Source organism: Burkholderia sp. AcTa6-5 (assembly GCF_017815075.1).
GTDB lineage: Bacteria > Pseudomonadota > Gammaproteobacteria > Burkholderiales > Burkholderiaceae > Burkholderia > Burkholderia sola.
The window spans coordinates 50,137-68,421 of sequence record NZ_JAGIQE010000014.1 but is presented as its reverse complement, the minus strand read 5'-3'; the positions used below and the strand labels follow the sequence as shown (position 1 = coordinate 68,421).

General features: G+C 69.8%; 17 protein-coding genes. 5 read left to right on the top strand and 12 right to left on the bottom strand.

The window, feature by feature from the left end:
- Positions 1-31 precede the first annotated feature (31 nt).
- From J8I33_RS19665 to J8I33_RS19640, 6 genes are all read right to left on the bottom strand, one after another.
- Positions 32-646, bottom strand: coding sequence for a DUF4142 domain-containing protein (locus tag J8I33_RS19665; RefSeq protein WP_209938796.1), 615 nt, complete (start codon positions 644-646; stop codon positions 32-34).
- Positions 647-680: 34 nt separating this feature from the next.
- A complete protein-coding gene (locus tag J8I33_RS19660; RefSeq protein WP_209938794.1) occupies positions 681-1,538 on the bottom strand; it encodes an SDR family oxidoreductase in 858 nt (285 codons plus the stop codon).
- A 128-nt stretch (positions 1,539-1,666) separates the two neighbouring features.
- Positions 1,667-2,233, bottom strand: a complete 567-nt coding sequence (locus J8I33_RS19655) for a hypothetical protein (protein WP_050013995.1) — start codon at positions 2,231-2,233, stop codon at positions 1,667-1,669.
- Positions 2,234-2,294: 61 nt separating this feature from the next.
- Entirely contained in the window at positions 2,295-2,594 is a 300-nt protein-coding gene (locus J8I33_RS19650) for a DUF2795 domain-containing protein (protein WP_089490329.1), read from the bottom strand.
- Between the two features lie 27 nt (positions 2,595-2,621).
- On the bottom strand, positions 2,622-3,650 hold the full coding sequence (locus J8I33_RS19645; protein ID WP_209924463.1) for an SDR family oxidoreductase: 1,029 nt from the start codon (positions 3,648-3,650) through the stop codon (positions 2,622-2,624).
- 30 nt (positions 3,651-3,680) lie between these two features.
- On the bottom strand, positions 3,681-4,082 hold the full coding sequence (locus tag J8I33_RS19640; protein ID WP_089490472.1) for a BON domain-containing protein: 402 nt from the start codon (positions 4,080-4,082) through the stop codon (positions 3,681-3,683).
- A 244-nt stretch (positions 4,083-4,326) separates the two neighbouring features.
- On the opposite strand from J8I33_RS19640, the gene J8I33_RS19635 reads away from it, so the two are divergent.
- Complete coding sequence (locus J8I33_RS19635; RefSeq protein WP_209938793.1) at positions 4,327-5,646, top strand: glycosyltransferase family 1 protein; 1,320 nt, start codon at positions 4,327-4,329, stop codon at positions 5,644-5,646.
- Complete coding sequence (locus tag J8I33_RS19630; RefSeq protein ID WP_089490328.1) at positions 5,646-6,692, top strand: UDP-glucuronic acid decarboxylase family protein; 1,047 nt, start codon at positions 5,646-5,648, stop codon at positions 6,690-6,692. The genes J8I33_RS19635 and J8I33_RS19630 overlap by 1 nt, the downstream gene beginning before the upstream one ends.
- 16 nt (positions 6,693-6,708) lie before the next feature.
- Here J8I33_RS19630 and J8I33_RS19625 read toward each other — a convergent pair whose 3' ends face one another.
- Complete coding sequence (locus tag J8I33_RS19625) at positions 6,709-9,015, bottom strand: ATP-binding protein (RefSeq protein ID WP_209938791.1); 2,307 nt, start codon at positions 9,013-9,015, stop codon at positions 6,709-6,711.
- Positions 9,016-9,122: 107 nt separating this feature from the next.
- Between J8I33_RS19625 and J8I33_RS19620 the strand changes: the two genes are divergently transcribed.
- Positions 9,123-9,818: a PIG-L family deacetylase gene (locus J8I33_RS19620; protein WP_050014001.1), complete on the top strand. Its 696-nt coding sequence runs from the start codon at positions 9,123-9,125 to the stop codon at positions 9,816-9,818.
- On the top strand, positions 9,797-10,720 hold the full coding sequence (locus J8I33_RS19615; protein WP_209938789.1) for a glycosyltransferase: 924 nt from the start codon (positions 9,797-9,799) through the stop codon (positions 10,718-10,720). The genes J8I33_RS19620 and J8I33_RS19615 overlap by 22 nt, the downstream gene beginning before the upstream one ends.
- A 17-nt stretch (positions 10,721-10,737) precedes the next feature.
- On the opposite strand, the gene J8I33_RS19610 is transcribed toward J8I33_RS19615, so the two are convergent.
- Entirely contained in the window at positions 10,738-12,105 is a 1,368-nt protein-coding gene (locus J8I33_RS19610) for a sigma-54 dependent transcriptional regulator (protein ID WP_209938786.1), read from the bottom strand.
- 346 nt (positions 12,106-12,451) lie between these two features.
- Here J8I33_RS19610 and J8I33_RS19605 point away from each other — a divergent pair, with 346 nt between their 5' ends.
- On the top strand, positions 12,452-13,489 hold the full coding sequence (locus J8I33_RS19605) for a sigma-54 dependent transcriptional regulator (RefSeq protein WP_209938784.1): 1,038 nt from the start codon (positions 12,452-12,454) through the stop codon (positions 13,487-13,489).
- 27 nt (positions 13,490-13,516) lie between these two features.
- Here the strand turns inward: J8I33_RS19605 and J8I33_RS19600 are convergent, their stop codons facing one another.
- The 4 genes from J8I33_RS19600 to J8I33_RS19585 are packed head-to-tail and all read right to left on the bottom strand — an operon-like array spanning position 13,517 to position 18,285.
- Positions 13,517-14,467, bottom strand: coding sequence for a glycosyltransferase family 4 protein (locus tag J8I33_RS19600; RefSeq protein WP_050014005.1), 951 nt, complete (start codon positions 14,465-14,467; stop codon positions 13,517-13,519).
- Positions 14,457-15,545 carry a glycosyltransferase family 9 protein gene (locus J8I33_RS19595; protein ID WP_209938781.1) on the bottom strand — a complete coding sequence of 363 codons (1,089 nt, stop codon included), beginning with the start codon at positions 15,543-15,545 and terminating at the stop codon, positions 14,457-14,459. The genes J8I33_RS19600 and J8I33_RS19595 overlap by 11 nt, the downstream gene beginning before the upstream one ends.
- Positions 15,542-16,543 (bottom strand): glycosyltransferase, encoded by a 1,002-nt coding sequence (locus J8I33_RS19590; protein WP_209924469.1) that lies wholly within the window; start codon positions 16,541-16,543, stop codon positions 15,542-15,544. The genes J8I33_RS19595 and J8I33_RS19590 overlap by 4 nt, the downstream gene beginning before the upstream one ends.
- Positions 16,543-18,285: a carbamoyltransferase C-terminal domain-containing protein gene (locus tag J8I33_RS19585; RefSeq protein WP_124653532.1), complete on the bottom strand. Its 1,743-nt coding sequence runs from the start codon at positions 18,283-18,285 to the stop codon at positions 16,543-16,545. Before J8I33_RS19585 ends, J8I33_RS19590 begins: the two co-directional genes overlap by 1 nt.

The following is an 18,285-nucleotide window of genomic DNA, read 5'->3' as shown; positions in this document are numbered from 1 at the left end:
CGTGCGGCCCAGGGGTGGAACCGGGCGCGCGTTATTGCGCGCCCACCTTGCGTGCGAGCGTCTCCGCCATGCTCAGGTGATGCCTGAGCGTCGGCAGCGTGGACTTCGCGAACGCGCGCAGCTGCGCGTCCTTGCCGTCGCGCGCTTCGTCCTCGAACAACGCGACCGCCTTCTTGTGCGCATCGGGGCCGGCCGCCGCGAGATACGCGGTATCGAAGTCGTGCCCGCGCTTGCCGCGCAGCGCGTCGACGTCCGGATCCGAGATCTGGTCGACCTGCGGCTTCATGCCCTTGCGCGCGGCGAGTTCGGTGAGCTTCGCGTTCGCCTTGCCGTGATCCGCGACCATCCGCTTCGCGAACGCCCGCACGTCCGCCGACTGCGCCTGCTTCAGCGCGAGCTGGCTCGCCTGCACTTCCGCCTTGCCGGCCATCGCGGCCTTGTCGACGAACTCCGCGTCGACGCCCTTCGGCGCTTTGGCGATGCCGGGGTCGCCTGCGCCGCCCGCGCCCGACGACGGGTTGATCACGCCGCCCGGCACGTGCGAATTCGACGCGGGCGGCTCGCTCGGCATCTGCGCACGGGCGAGCCCCGATACGGCGAGCACGCCGGCGGCGAACGCCGCGATCGTCCAGTGGGGTTGTCTCATTGCTTTCTCCTTGTGCTTGCGTGGAAAACGGCCATCAGCCGCCGACGATCGAGCCGCCGTTCGGATGCAGTGTCTGCCCGGTCATGTAACTCGCGCCTTCCGACGCGAGCAGCACGTAGCAGCCGATCAGTTCGTCCGGCTGGCCCGGCCGCTTGAGCGGCACGTTCGAGCCGAATTTCGCGACCTGCTCGGGCGTGAACGTCGACGGAATCAGCGGCGTCCAGATCGGCCCCGGCGCGACCGCGTTCACGCGGATGTCGCGTTCGGCCAGCTCGATCGACAGCGACCGCGTGAATGCGACGATCGCGCCCTTGGTCGCCGAGTAGTCGGGCAGTTTCGGGCTGCCGTGATACGCGGTGACCGACGCGGTGTTGACGATGCGGCCGCCCTGCTTCATGTGCGGCAGCGCGGCCTGCGTGCAGAAGAACATCCCGTACACGTTCGTGCGGAACGTGCGTTCGAGCTGCTCCTCGGACACCTCCTCGATGCCCGGCTGCGGATGCTGCTCGCCCGCATTGTTGACGAGCACGTCGAGCCGGCCGAGCCGCTCGACCGTGCGCGCGACCGCGTCGCGCGCCTGCTTGCGATCGCCGACGTCGCAGGCGATCGCCTCGCAGCGCCGGCCGGCCTGCTCGATCAATCGCTTCGTATGCGCGGCGTCGTCGGATTCCCTCAGGTAGACGATCGCGACGTCCGCGCCCTCCTTCGCGAAACCGATCGCGACGGCGCGGCCGATCCCGCTGTCGCCGCCCGTCACCAGCGCGACCTTGCCCGCGAGCTTGCCGCTGCCGACGTAGTCGGCCGCTTCGTCGCGCGGCTTCGGCTGCATGTCGCGTTCGGTGCCCGGCTGCTGCGCCTGTTTCTGCGGCGGTGGAGTCTGTGCGGTGGTCATGGATTCCTCCTTGAACGGATGCCGCCGATGCAGCGCAAGCGGCGTGCCACGTGCCGCGCACGCCGGCCCGCACGCGGCGGCCGGGGGGAGCGGTTGGCGTTGCAAGCGTTTGGAAAAAAAGGGCGTATTCAGCGCGGGACGCGGGACGCGGCTTCGTCGGGCCGGCGTACCGGATCGAAATCGCGCCATTCGCCGTCCCGCCAGTCGCCTTCGACGCGCTCGATCGACTTCGCGCCGGTCGCGCGCAGCACGTCTTCGGCGGCCGTTGCGGTGTCGGGCGTCACGCGCGCGGCGAGGATCACGCCCGTTTCGCTCTGCGCGAGCGTGCCCTTGCCTTCGGCCTGCTCGCCGCGCATCCGGCCGAGCGCGCCGCCGAATGCGCCGAGATACGCGCCGGCCAGCGCGGCGGCGGCCGGCACGAACCAGTAGCGCAGGCCGAGCGCATACACGATCAATCCGATCACGACGCCGATCAGCAGCCCACGCATCGCGCCGACCATCGCGCCGCGCCCGCCCGGCTTCGCCGCCGTGTCGGCGTACACGTCGCCGCCGATCGGGAAGCGCGCGTGCTGGCCGCCGGGGTTCAGGAAGAAGATCGACACGTCGTCGGGCCCGAATGCGCGCTCGTAGAGGTGACGCGCCCCACCTTCCGCTTCATCGAACGTCGTGAAACGGCCTGCGACGATCATCGCCATGGTCGTGCTCCTCATGATGGGTGCGCCGCGCGCGCACGCACGCGGCGCGACGGGGCGACGCTTACATCAGCCGCCCGAGTTCCTTCGATACCGATGCCGGCGTGTCGTATTCGCGCTCGGGAATCTGGCGCAGCATGTCGAGCACCTCGCGGTCCGCATGCGAGCGTTCCGCGCACTGCACGACGTCCGACTTGCTCGCCGGATAGTCCATCCCCTTCAGCGCCTTCTGCACGTCGACCGGGCTCGGCGGCTTGCCGTGGCCGGACTGATGGCCGCCCTTGTCGTGGTCCTGCTGCGTGCGCTCGCCTTCGTGCGCGCGCGAGTGGCTGTATTCGTGGCCCGTATGTTGTCGGGATGTCATGAAAGCCTCCTTGGAAAATGAACGAAATCACGCGGACGACCGGCGCGCCCGCGCGAATGCGGCAAACACCAGCGCCGCCGCGCCGAGCGCGACCGCGCCGGCGACCTTCGGGCGCTGCACCACCGAGTTGTACGCACAGCTGCGCAGCACCGGCCCTTCCATGCCTTCGCGCTCGTGCAGCGCATGGCGCGAGTCGTACAGCGCGTTGTCGTCGCGCGGCCGCGCAGGCCGCACCGTGCGCTGGCCGCGCGAGAACAGCGTGGCCGCGACGCGATCGAACAGCCGCGGCGCGTGATACGCGCTCGCCGACGTGAACTTGGCCGCGCCGCCGACGAACAGCGTGCGGCGCGGATGCGCGGCCGAGAACAGGACCGCGTCGGCGACCAGATCGGGGTCGTAGATCGGCGGCGGCAGCTTCGCCTCGACGTTCATGTAGTTTTTCGCGTGCATCACGAACATCGTGTCCATCGCGGCCGGCTTGATCAGCGTGACGGACACCGGCAGGTGATCGGCTTCCATCTCGAGCCGCAGCGAATCGGTGAAGCCCTTCACCGCGTGCTTCGACGCGACGTACGCGCTTTGCAGCGGCAGCGGCGCGTCGGACGCCTCGCTGCCCATGTTGATGATGGCGCCGCCGTGGAAATCGCTCTTGCGCCGGAAATGGTCGGCCGCGACGAGCGAGCCGTGCACGACGCCCCAGTAGTTGGTGTCGAACAGCCGGCGCTGATCCTCGAGCGGCACCTGGGCGGCCGTGCCGAAGATCGACACGCCCGCGTTGTTCACCCAGGTGTCGAAGCCGCCGTACGTGTCGGCCGCCGCCGCGGCCGCGCGCTGCAGATCCTCGATGTTGCCGACGTCGCCGGCGACCGGCACCGCGAGCCCGCCGTGCTGGCGGATTTCCTCGCACAGCGTGTTCAGCGCGTCCTCGTTGCGCGCGAACAGCACGAGCTTCGCGCCGCGCCGTGCCGCCTTGCGCGCGGTGACGAGACCGATGCCGCTCGTCGCGCCGGTGATCACGATCGCCTGTTCGCCGACCGGTTTGAGCATGCAGTTCATCACTGGACTCCTGTTACGGTCGCGTCGCGATTATTTGGGCCGGATGGTCAACTGGTCGCGCACGTCCTGCACGCCGTCGATCTGCTTCACGACGCTGACGGCCTGCGTGCGCTGCTGCTCGTCGGGCACGCTGCCGGTGAGCGTCACGGTGCCGTGCCGCGTCTTCACGTGGATGTCGCCGGTCGACAGGCCGCTCGTGCCGGTCAGCTCGGCCTTCGCCTTGGTGGTGATCGTCGCGTCGCGGATCTTCGTGCCGGTGCTCGAATGCGACGACGTCGACGACGATGCAGTGCCGTCGTCGCCGGCGGCGACCGCGTTCGGCGCGACCACCATGCACGCGGTGGCCGCGGCGATCGCGACCGCCATGCCGGTGCGCAGCGCGCGCTGGCGACGGATACGCGGCGGGTGGGCTTGCAGCTGGAATACCTTCATCGTGACCTCCTTTTCATCGGGCCGGGCGAACCGGCGAGTGAACGGAAGTCGCGCAAATCGCGTGCCGCGCCGCGTGCGCCGCATGCCTGCGCGCCATCGCGATCAGACGCCCTTTCATCCAACGCGTTGTAATTTTTTCGGCACAGGGAGAAGCGGTTTTCCCCGCCATGCGGCGGGCATGCCGATTGCCGAGGGACCGATAACGGCGGCCCGTGTGCGCGGCCCCGATATCGGGAGCAATACCATGCAGAGAATCGCGTTGATCAGTGAACATGCATCGCCGCTGGGCATGATCGGCGGCATCGATGCCGGCGGTCAGAACATCTATGTCGCTAACGTCGCGAAGCAGCTCGCGGAGCGCGGCCTCGACGTCGACGTCTACACGCGCTGCGACAATCCCCATTTGCCGGAAGTGGTGTCGATCGGCGCGCGCATGCGTGTGATCCACGTGCCGGCCGGGCCGCCGACCGACGTGCCCAAGGAGCGGCTGCTGCCGTACATGGGCGCATTCGCGCAATACATGATCGCGCGCATGCAGCGCGAGCCCGACCCCGTCGACGTGATGCACGCGAACTTCTTCATGTCCGGCGAAGCCGGGCTGCGCGTGAAAAAAGCGCTCGGCATCCCGCTCGTCACGACGTTCCATGCGCTCGGGCGCGTGCGGCGGCTGCACCAGGGCACGGCCGACGGCTTCCCCGACGCGCGCTTCGCGATCGAGGACACGCTCGCGCGCCGCTCGGACCGCCTGATCGCCGAATGCCCGCAGGATGCGCTCGACCTGACGACGCACTATCGCGCCGATACCGCGCGCATCGAGATCGTGCCGTGCGGCTTCGATGCGCGGGAATTCCGGCCGGTGCCGCGCGTCGATGCGCGCGCGCGGCTGGGCTGGCCGCAGGACGCATTCGTCATACTGCAACTGGGCCGCCTCGTGCCGCGCAAGGGCATCGACACCGTGATCGACGCGCTCGCGCGCATGCCGCGCGATCCGCAACGGCCGACGCACCTGTACGTCGTCGGCGGCAGCCAGCCGACGCCCGACCCCGCGCGCGATCCGGAACTCGCGCGCCTCGCCGCCTTCGCGCACGAACTCGGGATCGCGAACCGCGTGACCTTCGTCGGCCGGCGCGATCGCGACGCGCTGCACCTGTACTACAGCGCGGCCGACGTGTTCGTGACGACGCCGTGGTACGAGCCGTTCGGCATCACGCCGGTCGAGGCGATGGCCTGCGCGGCGCCGGTGATCGGCAGCGACGTCGGCGGCATCCGCACGACGGTCGACGACGGCACGACCGGCTATCTCGTGCCGCCGCGCGACCCGGCCGCGCTGGCCACGCGCCTCGTGCAACTGCGGGCGCAGCCGGACCTGTGCGCGGCGCTCGGCCGTGCCGGCTACCTGCGCGCGCATCGCTTCTACACGTGGCAAGGCGTCGCCGACCGCCTCGTCGACATCTACCGCGACGTCGGCCACGCGCAGCGCGCCGGCACGTCGGCCGGCACCGGCCGGCGCACGCCGGTCGCCACCACGCGAGGCGTGCTCGCACACCGCAAGGAGAATACGTAATGAAGGGCTACGATCGAAAACGCGTGCTCGTCACCGGCGGCGCCGGCTTTCTGGGTTCGCATCTGTGCGAGCGCCTGGTGACGGACGGGCACGACGTACTGTGCGTCGACAATTTCTACACGGGCGCGAAGGACAACATCGCGCACCTGCTCGATGCGCCGAACTTCGAGCTGATGCGGCACGACGTGACGTTTCCGCTCTACGTCGAAGTCGACGAGATCTACAACCTCGCGTGTCCGGCGTCGCCCGTCCACTACCAGCGCGACCCCGTGCAGACGACGAAGACCAGCGTGCACGGCGCGATCAACCTGCTCGGTCTCGCGAAACGCGTGAAGGCGCGGATTTTACAGGCGTCGACGAGCGAAGTGTACGGCGACCCCGACGTCCACCCGCAGGACGAGCACTATTGCGGCCGGGTCAATCCGACCGGCATTCGCGCGTGCTACGACGAAGGCAAGCGCTGCGCGGAAACGCTGTTCTCGGACTATCACCGCCAGTACGGCGTCGACGTGCGGATCGCGCGGATCTTCAATACCTACGGGCCGCGGATGCACCCGGCCGACGGGCGCGTGGTGTCGAACTTCGTCACGCAGGCGCTCGCGGAACAGCCGCTGACCGTCTATGGCGACGGCAAGCAGACGCGCTCGTTCTGCTACGTGGACGACATGATCGACGCGCTGATCCGGCTGATGGACGAACCGGGCGACGCGAGCGAGCCGGTCAATCTCGGCAGCGACGTCGAGATCGCGATGATCGACGTCGCGCGCGAAGTCGTGCGGATCGTCGGCGCGAACGTGCCGATCGAGTTCCGGCCGCTGCCGTCCGACGATCCGCGCCAGCGGCGGCCGAATCTGGCCGCCGCGCAGAAGCGGCTCGGCTGGCGCGCGACGACGACGTTCGCGAACGGGCTCGCGCACACCGCGCGCTACTTCATTCAACGCCAGGTCACGCACCACGCGCCCGGCGACCTGGTGCGCAGCACGCGCATCGCGTCGCATCTGCTCGCGCAGGTCCACACGCAGAACCGGCCGGCGCCGACCACTTGACGCGACGCGCCGCGCGTCAGCCGTCGCGTTTCGTCACGTGCGCGATCTTGTACGCCAGTTCGCGCACGTCGACCGGCTTGCACAGGTAGCCGTCGAAACCGGCCTCCAGCGCACGGCGTTCGTCGGCGAGGCCCGCGTGCGCGGTGACGGCCAGCACGCGCACGTCGGGCGGGCCGCCGTCGCCGTTCAGCGCGCCGCGCCGCAATGCGTCCAGCAGCCAGAAGCCGTCGCCGTCGGGCATCGCGAGATCGGACAGGACGACCGTCGGGCGGATGTCGGCCATCATCGCGAGCGCCTCGCGGCCGGACGACGCGATCGCGACGGCCGCGCCGAACGTGGTCAGCGCGGCCGTGAGGCTCGCCCGCGTGGTCGCATCGTCGTCGACGATCAGGATGCGGTGCGTGTCGAGCACGAGCGCGTCGCGCCGGCCGCCGGCCTGCGCGATGCTCCACGCCATCGCACCGCCCGGCTGCCAGCCGGCCGGCAGCGTCACCGTGAACGTCGTGCCGCGATCGCGGCCCGCGCTCGCGACGCTCACGCGGCCGCCGTGCAGCTCCGCGATGTGCCGCACGATCGACAGGCCGAGGCCGAGCCCTCGCCGCGGCGACGCGGGCGAATCGTCCGCGCGGCGGAACATGTCGAACACGTACGGCGCGAATTCCGTCGCGATGCCCTGCCCCGTATCGATGACGGTCAACACCGCATGCTTGTCGTCGCGTGCGAGCGCGACCGTCACGCTGCCGCCGGTCGGCGTGAATTTCAATGCATTCGAGATGAGGTTCGACAGCATCTGGCGCAACCGCTCGGCGTCGCCGGACACGATGCACGCGGACGCGTCGCAGTCGAATTCGAGCAGGATGCCGGCCGACGACGCGGCGGTCTGGAACGAGCCGACCTGGTCGGAGAACAGCCGCACGACGTCGACCGGCATCGCATCGAGCCGCAGCTTGCCGGTCGCGAGCGACGACGCGTCGAGGATGTCGCCGACCATCCGCGTGAGCGAGCGCGCGCTGCGATCGATCGCGTCGATCGCCTGATGCTGCAACGCGTGGTCGCCCGTGTTGCGCAGCACCTCGATCCACCCGTAGATCACGTTCAGCGGCGTGCGCAGTTCGTGCGATACCGTGGCCAGCAGCTCGTCCTTCAGCCGGTTCGACGTGTCGGCCTGGTCGCGCGCGTCGCGCGCCCCCTGCAACGAACGCTGCGCCCGCAGGTCGCGGCGGCGCTGCGCACCGGTTTCGCGCAGCGTCAGCGACAGCGCGACCCACGCCCGCGCATCGCCGTGCACCGGGCATGCCGATACCGTCGCCCGAAAACGTCGGCCGTCGCGTCGCACGCACAACAGTTCGAGCGGCCCGATCGGCTCCTGCATCGTGTCGAACGACTCGACGAGCGGGTTGAGCCGCAGCCAGCGCCGCGCGATCAGCGTGTCGAACCGGCGGCCGCGCGCGTCGTCCTCGTCGTAGCCGAAGATCCGTTGCGCCGCCGCGTTCCAGCTGGCGATGCGGCCGCTCGCGTCGATCCCGACGATCGCGTCCGGCAACGCATCGACGACCGCATGCTGAAGCCGCGACGCGTCGACGCGCGCGCGCTCCGCACCGGCCTCGCGCAGCAGCAGCACCGCGCCGTCGACGTTGCCGTCCCCATCGCCGATCGGCGACGCGACCGCGACGATCGGCACCGGATCGCCGCTGCCGGCCTGCAGCCAGTGCCGGTCGGACGTCGCGTCGGCGCCGCCCAGCGCGTGGTCGAGCGGCGTGGTCTGCACGCGGCGGCCTTCGCGATCGACGAGCCGCAGCACGTCGCGCACGGGCCGGCCGATCGCATCGTCCGGCCGGCAGCCGACGAGTTCGGCCGCGGCCGCGTTGACATAGGTGAGCCGCCCGTTCGGATCGGTCGCGATCACGCCGTGCGGCAGCGCGCGCAGCACGGCTTCGAGCTGCCGGCGCGCGGCCGCCTCGCGTCGGCGCGCGCGATCGTTCGTGAGCCGCGTGTGATGCAGCAGCGACGCGACCGCGCATACCAGCGCGCCGATCAGCATGAACGTGCCCAGCTGCACGAGCCGGTCGGGCAGCGGCGCCGTATAGGCGGCCGGGTCGGACAGGAACAGCGTCCAGACGAGCAGCCCGCTGACCACCGTGGACACGATGCCGAACACGAACGACGTCGCCCATGCGGCGCCGGCGAGCAGCGGGTAATACAGCACGAACGGCAGATTCACGCCGCCGAACCGGATCGCGAGCGTCTGCAGCACGGTCGCGATCGCGACCAGCATCACGGCCGTTGCGTAATTTCCGGCCTGCGGCCGTGCAATTTCGATCATTGGACATGCTCCTGTGCGGACAGTCGACGGCGGCCGGCGGGGGCGCCGCGAGTGGGCACGACACATGCTGACCGATCGGCACCGCTCACGATGGAGATCTTCACGCCATGCCCGACCCGACACGCTGGCTCGTCGTCTCGCCGCATCTCGACGATGCCGTCTTCAGTTGCGGGCAACTGCTCGCGCAGGCGCCCGGCTCGATCGTCGTCACGGTCTTTGCGGGGGTGCCGCCGCCCGGCACGCCCGCGCCGCCGTGGGATCGCCGCGCGGGGTTTCGCCACGCCGACGAAGCCATGCGCGCGCGCCGCGACGAAGACCGCCGCGCGCTCGCGCTGCTCGACGCACGCCCCGTGTGGCTCGACTTCCTCGACGATCAGTACGGCGTGCCGGCCACGTCGACCGCGATCGCGGCGCGCGTGGCCGACGTGATCGACGCGCACCCCGGCTTCGGCGTGCTCGCGCCGGCCGGCCTGTTCCACCGCGATCATCTGCAGGTGCAGGAAGCCATGCTGTGGCTGCTGCGTGACGACGATGCGTCGCACATCTGGCGCTTCTACGAGGACGTGCCCTATCGCCGCATCGAAAGGCTGATGGCCACGCGCGTGAGCGGCTGGCGCGAACGCGGCTGGATCGCGCATCCGGTCGCCGCGCCGGCCGGCAGCAAGACGGACGGCGTCGCCGCGAAAGCCGCCGCCGTCGATGCGTATGCCAGCCAGGTGACGCTGCTCGAGCCTCATATGCGCGCCGCGCTCCGCGAACCCGAAACGATCTGGCGACTCGAATGCGACGTCCCGTCCGTGTAACGCCCGCGCGCGCCGCGCTGCCGCCGGCCGAGCCGCGCGTGACGGCCGTCGTGCTGACCTGCCGACGCACCGCCGAACTCGCACGCACGCTCGACCACCTTTGCGCGCTGCCGGACCGGCCGGCGATCGTCGTCGTCGACAACGGAGCCGACGCCGAGACGGCCATGCTGATCCGCGAGCGCTTTCCGTATGTCGCGCTCGTGCATGCGCCGGGCAACCTCGGCGCGGCCGGCCGCAATCTCGGCGTCGACGTCGCCCGCACGCGCTACGTCGCGTTCTGCGACGACGACACGTGGTGGGCGCCCGGCTCGATCGCCGAAGCCGCGAACCTGCTCGACGCGTATCCGCACGTCGCGGCCGTCACCGCGCGCGTGCTGGTCGGCCCCGGCGAGCGCGAAGACCCGACCTGCCGACTGATGGCCGACAGCCCGCTCGACGCGCCCGTCGCGCTGCCGGGCAGGCCGATTCTCGGGCTGCTGGCCGGCGCGACCGCGTTCCGGCGCGACGCGTTCGTGCACGCGGGCGGCTACCACCCGCGCTACTTTCTCGGCGGCGAGGAAGCGCTGCTCGCGCTCGACCTGACTCGCGCGGGGCACTGGCTCGTGTATGCGCCGCGCCTCACCGTCCATCACTACCCGTCGACGCAGCGCGACCGGCCCACGCGCGAGCGCACCGCCGCCCGCAACGCGGTGTGGACCGCGTGGCTCAGATGGCCGGCCGCCGCCGCGTGCCTGCATACGGTGCGCATGCTGCCGCTGCTGCGCCGTGAACGCGCGATCGTGCACACGTTCGCCGGGCTGCCGTGGATCCTGCGCGAACGACGCGCGATCCCGCCGCACGTCGAACGCATGCGTCGCCGCCTCGAGCGCGACCCGCGCCGCGAGGCCGGAACCGAAACATGAACGCGAGCGTAGCGGCATCAGGAATCGGGCTTTTCCGCTTCGTCTTCCAGTTGCGCGAGCCGGTTGTAGATCGTCTTCAGGCTGACGTCGAGCACCTCGGCCGCCTGCGCCTTCACGCCGCCGCATTGCGCGATCGTGCCGAGGATCAGCTTGCGATCGACTTCCTCGAGCGGCGTGCCGAACGGCACCGTCACGCGATCCTCGTGCGAATCGACCATGCTCGACAGTTCGTCCATGATCGGCGGCGGCAGCGTGTCGATCACGTCGGCATCGGTGAAGATGCTCGCGCGCTGCACGAAGTTGCGCAGCTCGCGCACGTTGCCGGGCCATTCGTAGGTCTTCAGCGCTTCGCGCGCGGCCGGCGAGAAGCGCAGATTGCGGCCGCTCTCCTCGTTGTAGCGCTGCAGGAACGCATCGGCGAGCATCGGGATGTCGTCGCCGCGTTCGCGCAGCGCCGGCAGCGGAATCGGGAACACGTTGATCCGGTGGAACAGGTCGGGCCGCAGCTTGCCGTCGGCCATCGCGGCTTCCGGGTCGCGGTTGGTCGCGGCGACGATGCGCACGTCGACGTCGATCTCGCGCGTCGAGCCGAGCCGCGTGACGCGCCCGGTTTCCAGCACGCGCAGCAGCTTGACCTGCGATTCGACCGGCATTTCGGTGATTTCGTCGAGAAACAGCGTGCCGCCGTCCGCGCGTTCGAAGAAGCCCTTGTGCTGGCGTTCCGCGCCGGTGAAGCTGCCGCGGTCGTGGCCGAACATCTCGCTCTCGACCAGGTTCGCGGCGATCGCGCCGCAGTTGACCGCGAGGAACGGCCCGCGGCGGCGCAGGCTGAGGTCGTGCACCGTCTGCGCGGCGAGCTCCTTGCCGGTGCCCGATTCGCCGGTGAGCAGCACCGACGCTTCGGTACGCGCGACGCGACCGATCGCGTCGTACACGGCCTGCATCGCGGGGGAGCTGCCGAGCATGCGGCCGAAGCGGCCGAGGCGCTGCAGCTCCGAACGCAGCTCCGCGATTTCCTCGTGCAGCGCGCTCGTGCGCGGCACGCGCGCGAAGATGCTGTTCAGCCGCTGCATGTTCAGCGGTTTCACCAGATAGTCGGTCGCGCCGCGCCGCAACGCATCGATCGCGGTTTCGAGGCTCGCGTGGCCGGTGGTCAACACCATTTCGCAATGCGCGCGCTTGGGCAGCGCGTCGAACAGATCCATCCCGTTGCCGTCGGGCAGCACGAGGTCGCACAGCACGAGATCGGGGGTATGCGTCGAGACGAGCGTGCGCGCTTCTTCAAGCGTCGCGGCCGTATCGCACGTCAACTGCTGCGTGCGTGCGAGCGTGGCGAGCATCGTTCGCGTGTCGGCGTCGTCTTCGACGATCAGGACGTAAGGCATCGAGGCTCCTGTTAATGCGGCCCGGCACATGCGTCGGCCGGTACCGCGACACGTGCAGCGTCATGCACGTCACAAAGGCCTCGACGGCATTTTCAACGCTGCACACGAATGGGCAGACAAGCTGTCCTGCACTGAAAACGCGTGCTTAGCAGTATAGAAGAAGGGTGTCGTGCATTCGTCGCTCATCGAATAAATCTATCTTCCGGCGCGAACCGCATTGCCAGATTCAATGTCGATGAAGCGGTATAAAAGGTATCCTGAATACGTCAAAAAACGACGTATGCCGCGTCACTTTTTACCTGGTCACCACCCATTCGGTCAAAACTTCCCAACCCGGTCATACTCCATGTCGAAATCCGACGATGACGGCACGCGACTATTCGGCCGTTCGAGAACCATTCAGGATCTGCTACTGAAAGTGTCGCGCGTCGCCGCCACCCGCGTGAGTGTGCTGGTGGTTGGCGAAAGCGGGGCGGGCAAGGATATCGTCGCCCGGCTCATTCACGACATGAGCCCGCGCCGGCGCGGGCCGTTCGTTCCGGTCAACTGCGGCGCGATTCCGAAGGACATTGCGGAGTCGCACTTGTTCGGTCACGAAAAAGGCAGCTTCACGGGCGCCGTTGCACAACATGTGGGCATGTTCGAAGCCGCGCGCGGCGGCACGCTGTTTCTCGACGAAATCGCCGAGATGCCCCTCGAATTGCAGGTCAAGCTGCTGCGCACGCTCGAAACCAACACGATCGTGCGCGTGGGCGGCCACGACGCGATTCCGCTCGACGTGCGGATCGTCGCGGCCACGCATCACGATCCGGTCGAGGCCATGCGCAACGGCACGCTGCGCGAAGACCTGTTCTACCGGATCGCGCCGATCGCGCTGCACGTGCCCGCGCTCAGGCAGCGCGAGGACGACGTCGGCGACATCGCGCTGCAGATCGTCGAACGGCTGAACGCGCGGCACCGCACGAGGAAGCGCCTGTCGACGCAGGCGATGAAGGCGCTGCGCGCCTACACGTGGCCCGGCAACGTGCGCGAACTGCGCAATGCGCTGGAGCGCGCGTTCATCCTCGCCGACAAGCAGATCGAACTGCAATTGCCGCGCCGCCCGCCGCCGCGCGAGGAAGTGCGTCACAACGCGATGACGCTGCATATCGGCACGACGCTCGCGCATACGCAGCAGCGCTTCATCGTCGCGTCGCTACGGCATTTCAACGGCGACAAGCCGCGCACCGCGAAAGCGCTCGGCATCAGCCTGAAAACGCTGTACAACCGCCTCGCGCTGCTGCCCGAAAGCGAGCGCAATGCGGCCAGCGGCAGCGCGTCGGCGGCGGCGACTGCGTCGAACGGCAACGGCGCGCCGAGTTCGCCGCCCGCGCCGCCTCCGTGAGCGCGGCGGCCCACGCCGCCGCCGTCGTCACGCCGTCACGTCCCGCAGCGCGGCGTCCCAGTCGCGCGCGAAGCGCTCGATGCCGAATCGCTCGCACGCGTCGCGTTTGGCCGCCGCGCCCCACTCGCGCGCGAGTTCCTGATCGCGGATCAGCGTCCGCATCGCGTCGATCAGCACGGCCGGCCGCGTATCGGCCACGCCGTTGCTGCCGGTCTTCACGAGTTGCGCCATCTCGGTCGTCGCGAGCGCGACGATCGGCAGCCCGATCATCATCGCCTCGATCACCGCGAGCCCGAGGCTCGTGTAGCGAATCGGATTGAAGAAGAACCGGTAGTGCGACAGGAACTGCGGCAGCGCCGGGTTCGGCACTTCGCCGATCCCGCCGAGTTCGGTCGAGCCCATCCCGACCAGGTCGATCGGCACGCTGTGCCGCACGACCTCGAACAAGTCCGCGCCGAGGCGCCGGCCGCGGCGCGCGAGGTTGTTCACGACGGCCACGCCCTTCGGCAGCGTGCCGCGATACTCGACGCCTTCCGGCACCAGCACGCCGTGCTCGATCACGCGCGTCGGCGTCACGCCGTTGTCCCACATCAGCGCGTTGAACGGCGTCACGTGCACCAGCAACACGTTCGGGTCCTGCACCGGATGCAGCGTGTCGGTCGGATGCTCGCGCGGCGGATCGTGCTCGACGAACAGTGTCGGCAGCGCGCGCTGCGCTTCGCTCAGCAGCCGCAGGCGGTCATGCTGGTAGTGCTTCACGTGCTGATACAGCACGCAGTCGAATTCGGTGTCGCGCACGCACTCGGCCGGCACCTCGTGCACGTTGTCGCCCCACGGCAGGTGGCCGACGCGGCCCGCATAGCCGGGCGGATGCTGCGGCTTCGTCACGATGTAGAAATCGTGCGGCGCCTGCGACAGGTAATACAGATAGTTGCCATGCACGTGCCAGGTCAGCACGCGCAACCGCTTAACAGACATGACGTCTCTCCTCCGCGAGCAGTTCGGCCGCCCGGTCCATCACGTCGCCGACGCCGATCGCGGTCGCGCACTCGTGCCCGTACGGGCAGGTATCGAACATGCACGGCCGGCACGCCGGGTAGTTCGCGAGCACGCGATGACGTTCGGCGTCGAGCGGCGCCCAGCGGGCCGTATCGCTGCCGCACGCGACGACGATACTCGGCGTGCCGAGCGCCGCCGCGACATGCGATACGCCCGTGTCGTTGCACAACAGCAGCCGCGCGCGGGCGATCAGCGCGGCCAGCGCGCCGAGCGGCGTGCGGCCGCACAGGTTCACGCACGGCCGCCCGAGGTGCTCGGCGAACGCGCTCGCCAACCCGAGTTCCGCGCGCGTGCCGGTCAGCACGATCTGCCAGCCGTCGTCCGCGAGCTGCCGCGCGGCCAGCGCGAAGCGTTCGACCGGCCAGCGCCGCGATGCCATCCGCGCGCCGGGGTGGACGATCACGTAGCGGCCGGGATCGAGCGCATGTTCGTCGCAGAGCACGTGCCACAGCGCGTAGTCGAGGCCGCCGAGCGGAAATTCGAGGTAGTCGCCCCAGTCCGCATAGCCGAGCTTGCGCGTGAGCGCCAGATAGCGCGCCACCTCCGGTTCGTCGTCGCGCCAGACCAGCGCGTAGTCGAGCGTGGTCGTGCCGCCGTCGGCCGGCACGAAGCCGGCCGTGCGCGTCGCGCCGAGCGACGCGACGATCGCGTTCGTGTGCACGCCGCTGCCGTGCAGCTGGATCGCGAGATCGAAGTCGCGCGAGCGGCATTCGGCGATGAACGCCTCGCGCGTGGCCGCATCGGGTTCGGGCTGTTCGCTGAGCCCCGGCGCGCCGGGGAACGCGATGAAGCTGTCGATGTAATCGGAAAATCGCGACGCGAACTCGCGCGCCCACGGCAGGCCGATCAGCGTGATGCGCGCATCGGGTTCGCCGCGCCGCAGCGCGCGCAGCGCGGGCACCGCGCACAGCATGTCGCCGAGCTGCAGCGCACGGAACACCGCGATCCGCTTCGGGCCGCGCGGGCCGTCTGAATCGACGCTGGGATCGAGCTTCATAGGAAAAACACCCGGAAGTGAAGCGCGCCGCGCATGCGCCAGTACAGCGACACGGGCGGAATCGCGATGGAGGTAACGATCATCTCTGCCACGTGCGACGCCGTGAGCTGCGTGCCGCGCAACCGTTTCGCGCAGAACCCCGCGGTAATCGCGGCCCACACCGCGACGCACACGATGGCCGGCGCCGGCCAGCCAGCGGCGAAACAGCCGATCGCGCCGAGCGCGGCGAGCACGGCCGCGTAGTAATGCCACGGCGGCACGGGCCGGATATGACGCCGGTACGTCGCGCGGTGCTTCTTGTACAACAGCGCATCGAAATACACCTTCGACTGCGCGCCGATGCTCGATCCCCAGCGCGCGGGGCGCACCGGATGCACGATGCGCGCGGCGTCGGCGTCGACGATCGGCCCCGCATGCTCGCGCAGCGCGAACATCAGGTCGGCGTCCTCGCGCCACGCGCGCGTGAAGCGTTCGTCGAAGCCGCCGATGCGTTCGAGCGCCGCGCGCCGCACGAAGCAGTTGGCGGTTGCGAATTCCGCATGCGCGAGCCCCGCCGCGTCGCGTTCGTAGTCGGTCGGGCGCGGCCGCAACGGCACGTCGATCCGGCCGGCGGCCGCCGCCGCCGACGGCGCGGCCTGCAGCGCGGCCGCGCCGTTGCGCAACCAGTCCGGATCGGGGATCGTGTCGTCGTCGGTGAACGCGATCAGCGCGCCGCCCGCGCTGCGCCAGCCGACGTTGCGTGCGCCGGCCGGGCCTTGCGTGTCGGGCGCGGTCATGTAGCGGATCACCGGCACGTCGGTCACGCGCGCGCGGCACGCATCGACGACAGCGCGCGCACTGCCGGCCGGGTCGTCGTCCACGACGACGATCTCGTAGGTGGTCGGGTCGAACACCTGCACGCACAGCGCGTCGAGGCAGCGTTCGAGCAGATCGGGCCGCCGGTAGGTCGGCACGACGACCGACACGACCGGCGGCAGCTGCGTGTCGCGCATGTTCATCACGGCTTCTCCAGCAGGAACGGGCCGATCACGAGCGCGTCGAGCGGCGACGTCCAGAAGCATTCGATCGCGTCGCGCGGCGAGCACACGATCGGTTCGCCGCGCGTGTTGAACGACGTGTTGACGAGCACCGGCACGCCGGTGAGCGCGTCGAACTCGGTCAACAGCGCATGCAGCAGCGGATGCTGCGTCGCGTCGACGGTCTGCACGCGCGCGGTGCCGTCGATGTGGCGCACGGCCGGAATTTTCTCGGCGCGCTCGGGCAGGACGTCGTACACGAACAGCATGAACGGCGCGCGCAGCGGCGTGCGCCGGCCGCCGCTGAACCAGTGATGCGCGCGATCCTCGAGCACGACCGGCGCGACCGGCCGGAAATCCTCGCGATCCTTGATCCGGTTCAGCTTGCGCTGCATGTCCGGATCGATCGGCGACGCGAGGATCGACCGTGCGCCGAGCGCGCGCGGGCCGAACTCCATGCGCCCCTGGAACCAGCCGATCACGCGGTTCGCCGCGAGCAGCGCGGCCGTCTGCGCGGCGACGTCGGCGAGCCGCCGGTACGGCAGCTGCGCTTCCTTCAGGAACGCCTCGATCGCGTCGTCGTCGTAGGCCGGCCCCAGGTACGCATGATCCATCCGCCAGCCGCCGCGCGCGCCGCGCATCCGGAAGTCGGTCCACAGCGCGGCGCCGAGCGCGGTGCCCGCGTCGCCGGCGGCCGGCTGCACCCACACGTCGTCGAACGGGCCGCGATCGCGGATCTTCGCGTTCATCACGCAGTTCAGCGCGACGCCGCCCGCCATCGCGAGCTGCCGCTCGCCGGTCTCGGCGGCGAGCCAGTCGACCGCCTGCAGCGTCGTCTCCTCGAGCACCCGTTGCAGCGCATGCGCGATGTCGCAGTGATGCGGCTCGATCGGGCCGCCGCGTTCGCGCGGCGGGCCGAACAGTGCCGCGAGATCCGCGTCGCGCACGTCGTAGCGCCCTTCGCCGCGATACTGCACGAGCTTGCGCATCTCGTCGGCGAACACCGGCTTGCCGTACGACGCGAGCGCCATCACCTTGTATTCGTCGGACGAGTGCAGGAAGCCGAGATAGCGGGTCAAGCGCTCGTACAGCAGCCCGAGCGAATGCGGCAGATTGACCTGCCCGAGCCGCCGGTACGATCGGCCGTCGAACACGCCGTAGCTCGTCGTCGCCCGTTCGCCGCGCCCGTCCATCGTCATCACCGCGCAGCGTTCGAACGGCGCGGCGAGAAACGCGCTCGCCTCGTGCGCGAGATGGTGCTCGATGAAATGCCAGCGGAACGGCCCGTCGTGCGTGACGCCGCGAAAGCGCCGCTGCAGATGATGCGGCACGCCGCCCGCGAGCTGGCGCGGCGCGTTGACGATCGACGACAGGAACAGCGGATGCCACGGCGACGCGCCGTCCTCGCGCGGCGCATGCGCGGACGGCGACAGCGGCAGGGTCAGCGCCGGCGCCGTGCCTTCGCGGTCGAGTTCGAACCACGGGTCGTACGAATACGCGACGTGGTCGACGTCCGCGAGCGTGATGCCCGCTTCCGCGAGGCAATAGTCGATCGCGTGGAAAGGCAGCTCCCAGGTCGAGAACGGCACCGGGCGCTTCGCGTGCTTCACGTGCGTGAAGCGTTCGTCCTCGGCCGCCGCGATCACGACGCCGTCGCGCACGATGCACGCGGCGCTGTCGTGGAAGGCGGCGTTGATGCCGAGCGTATGGATCGGATCAGGCAT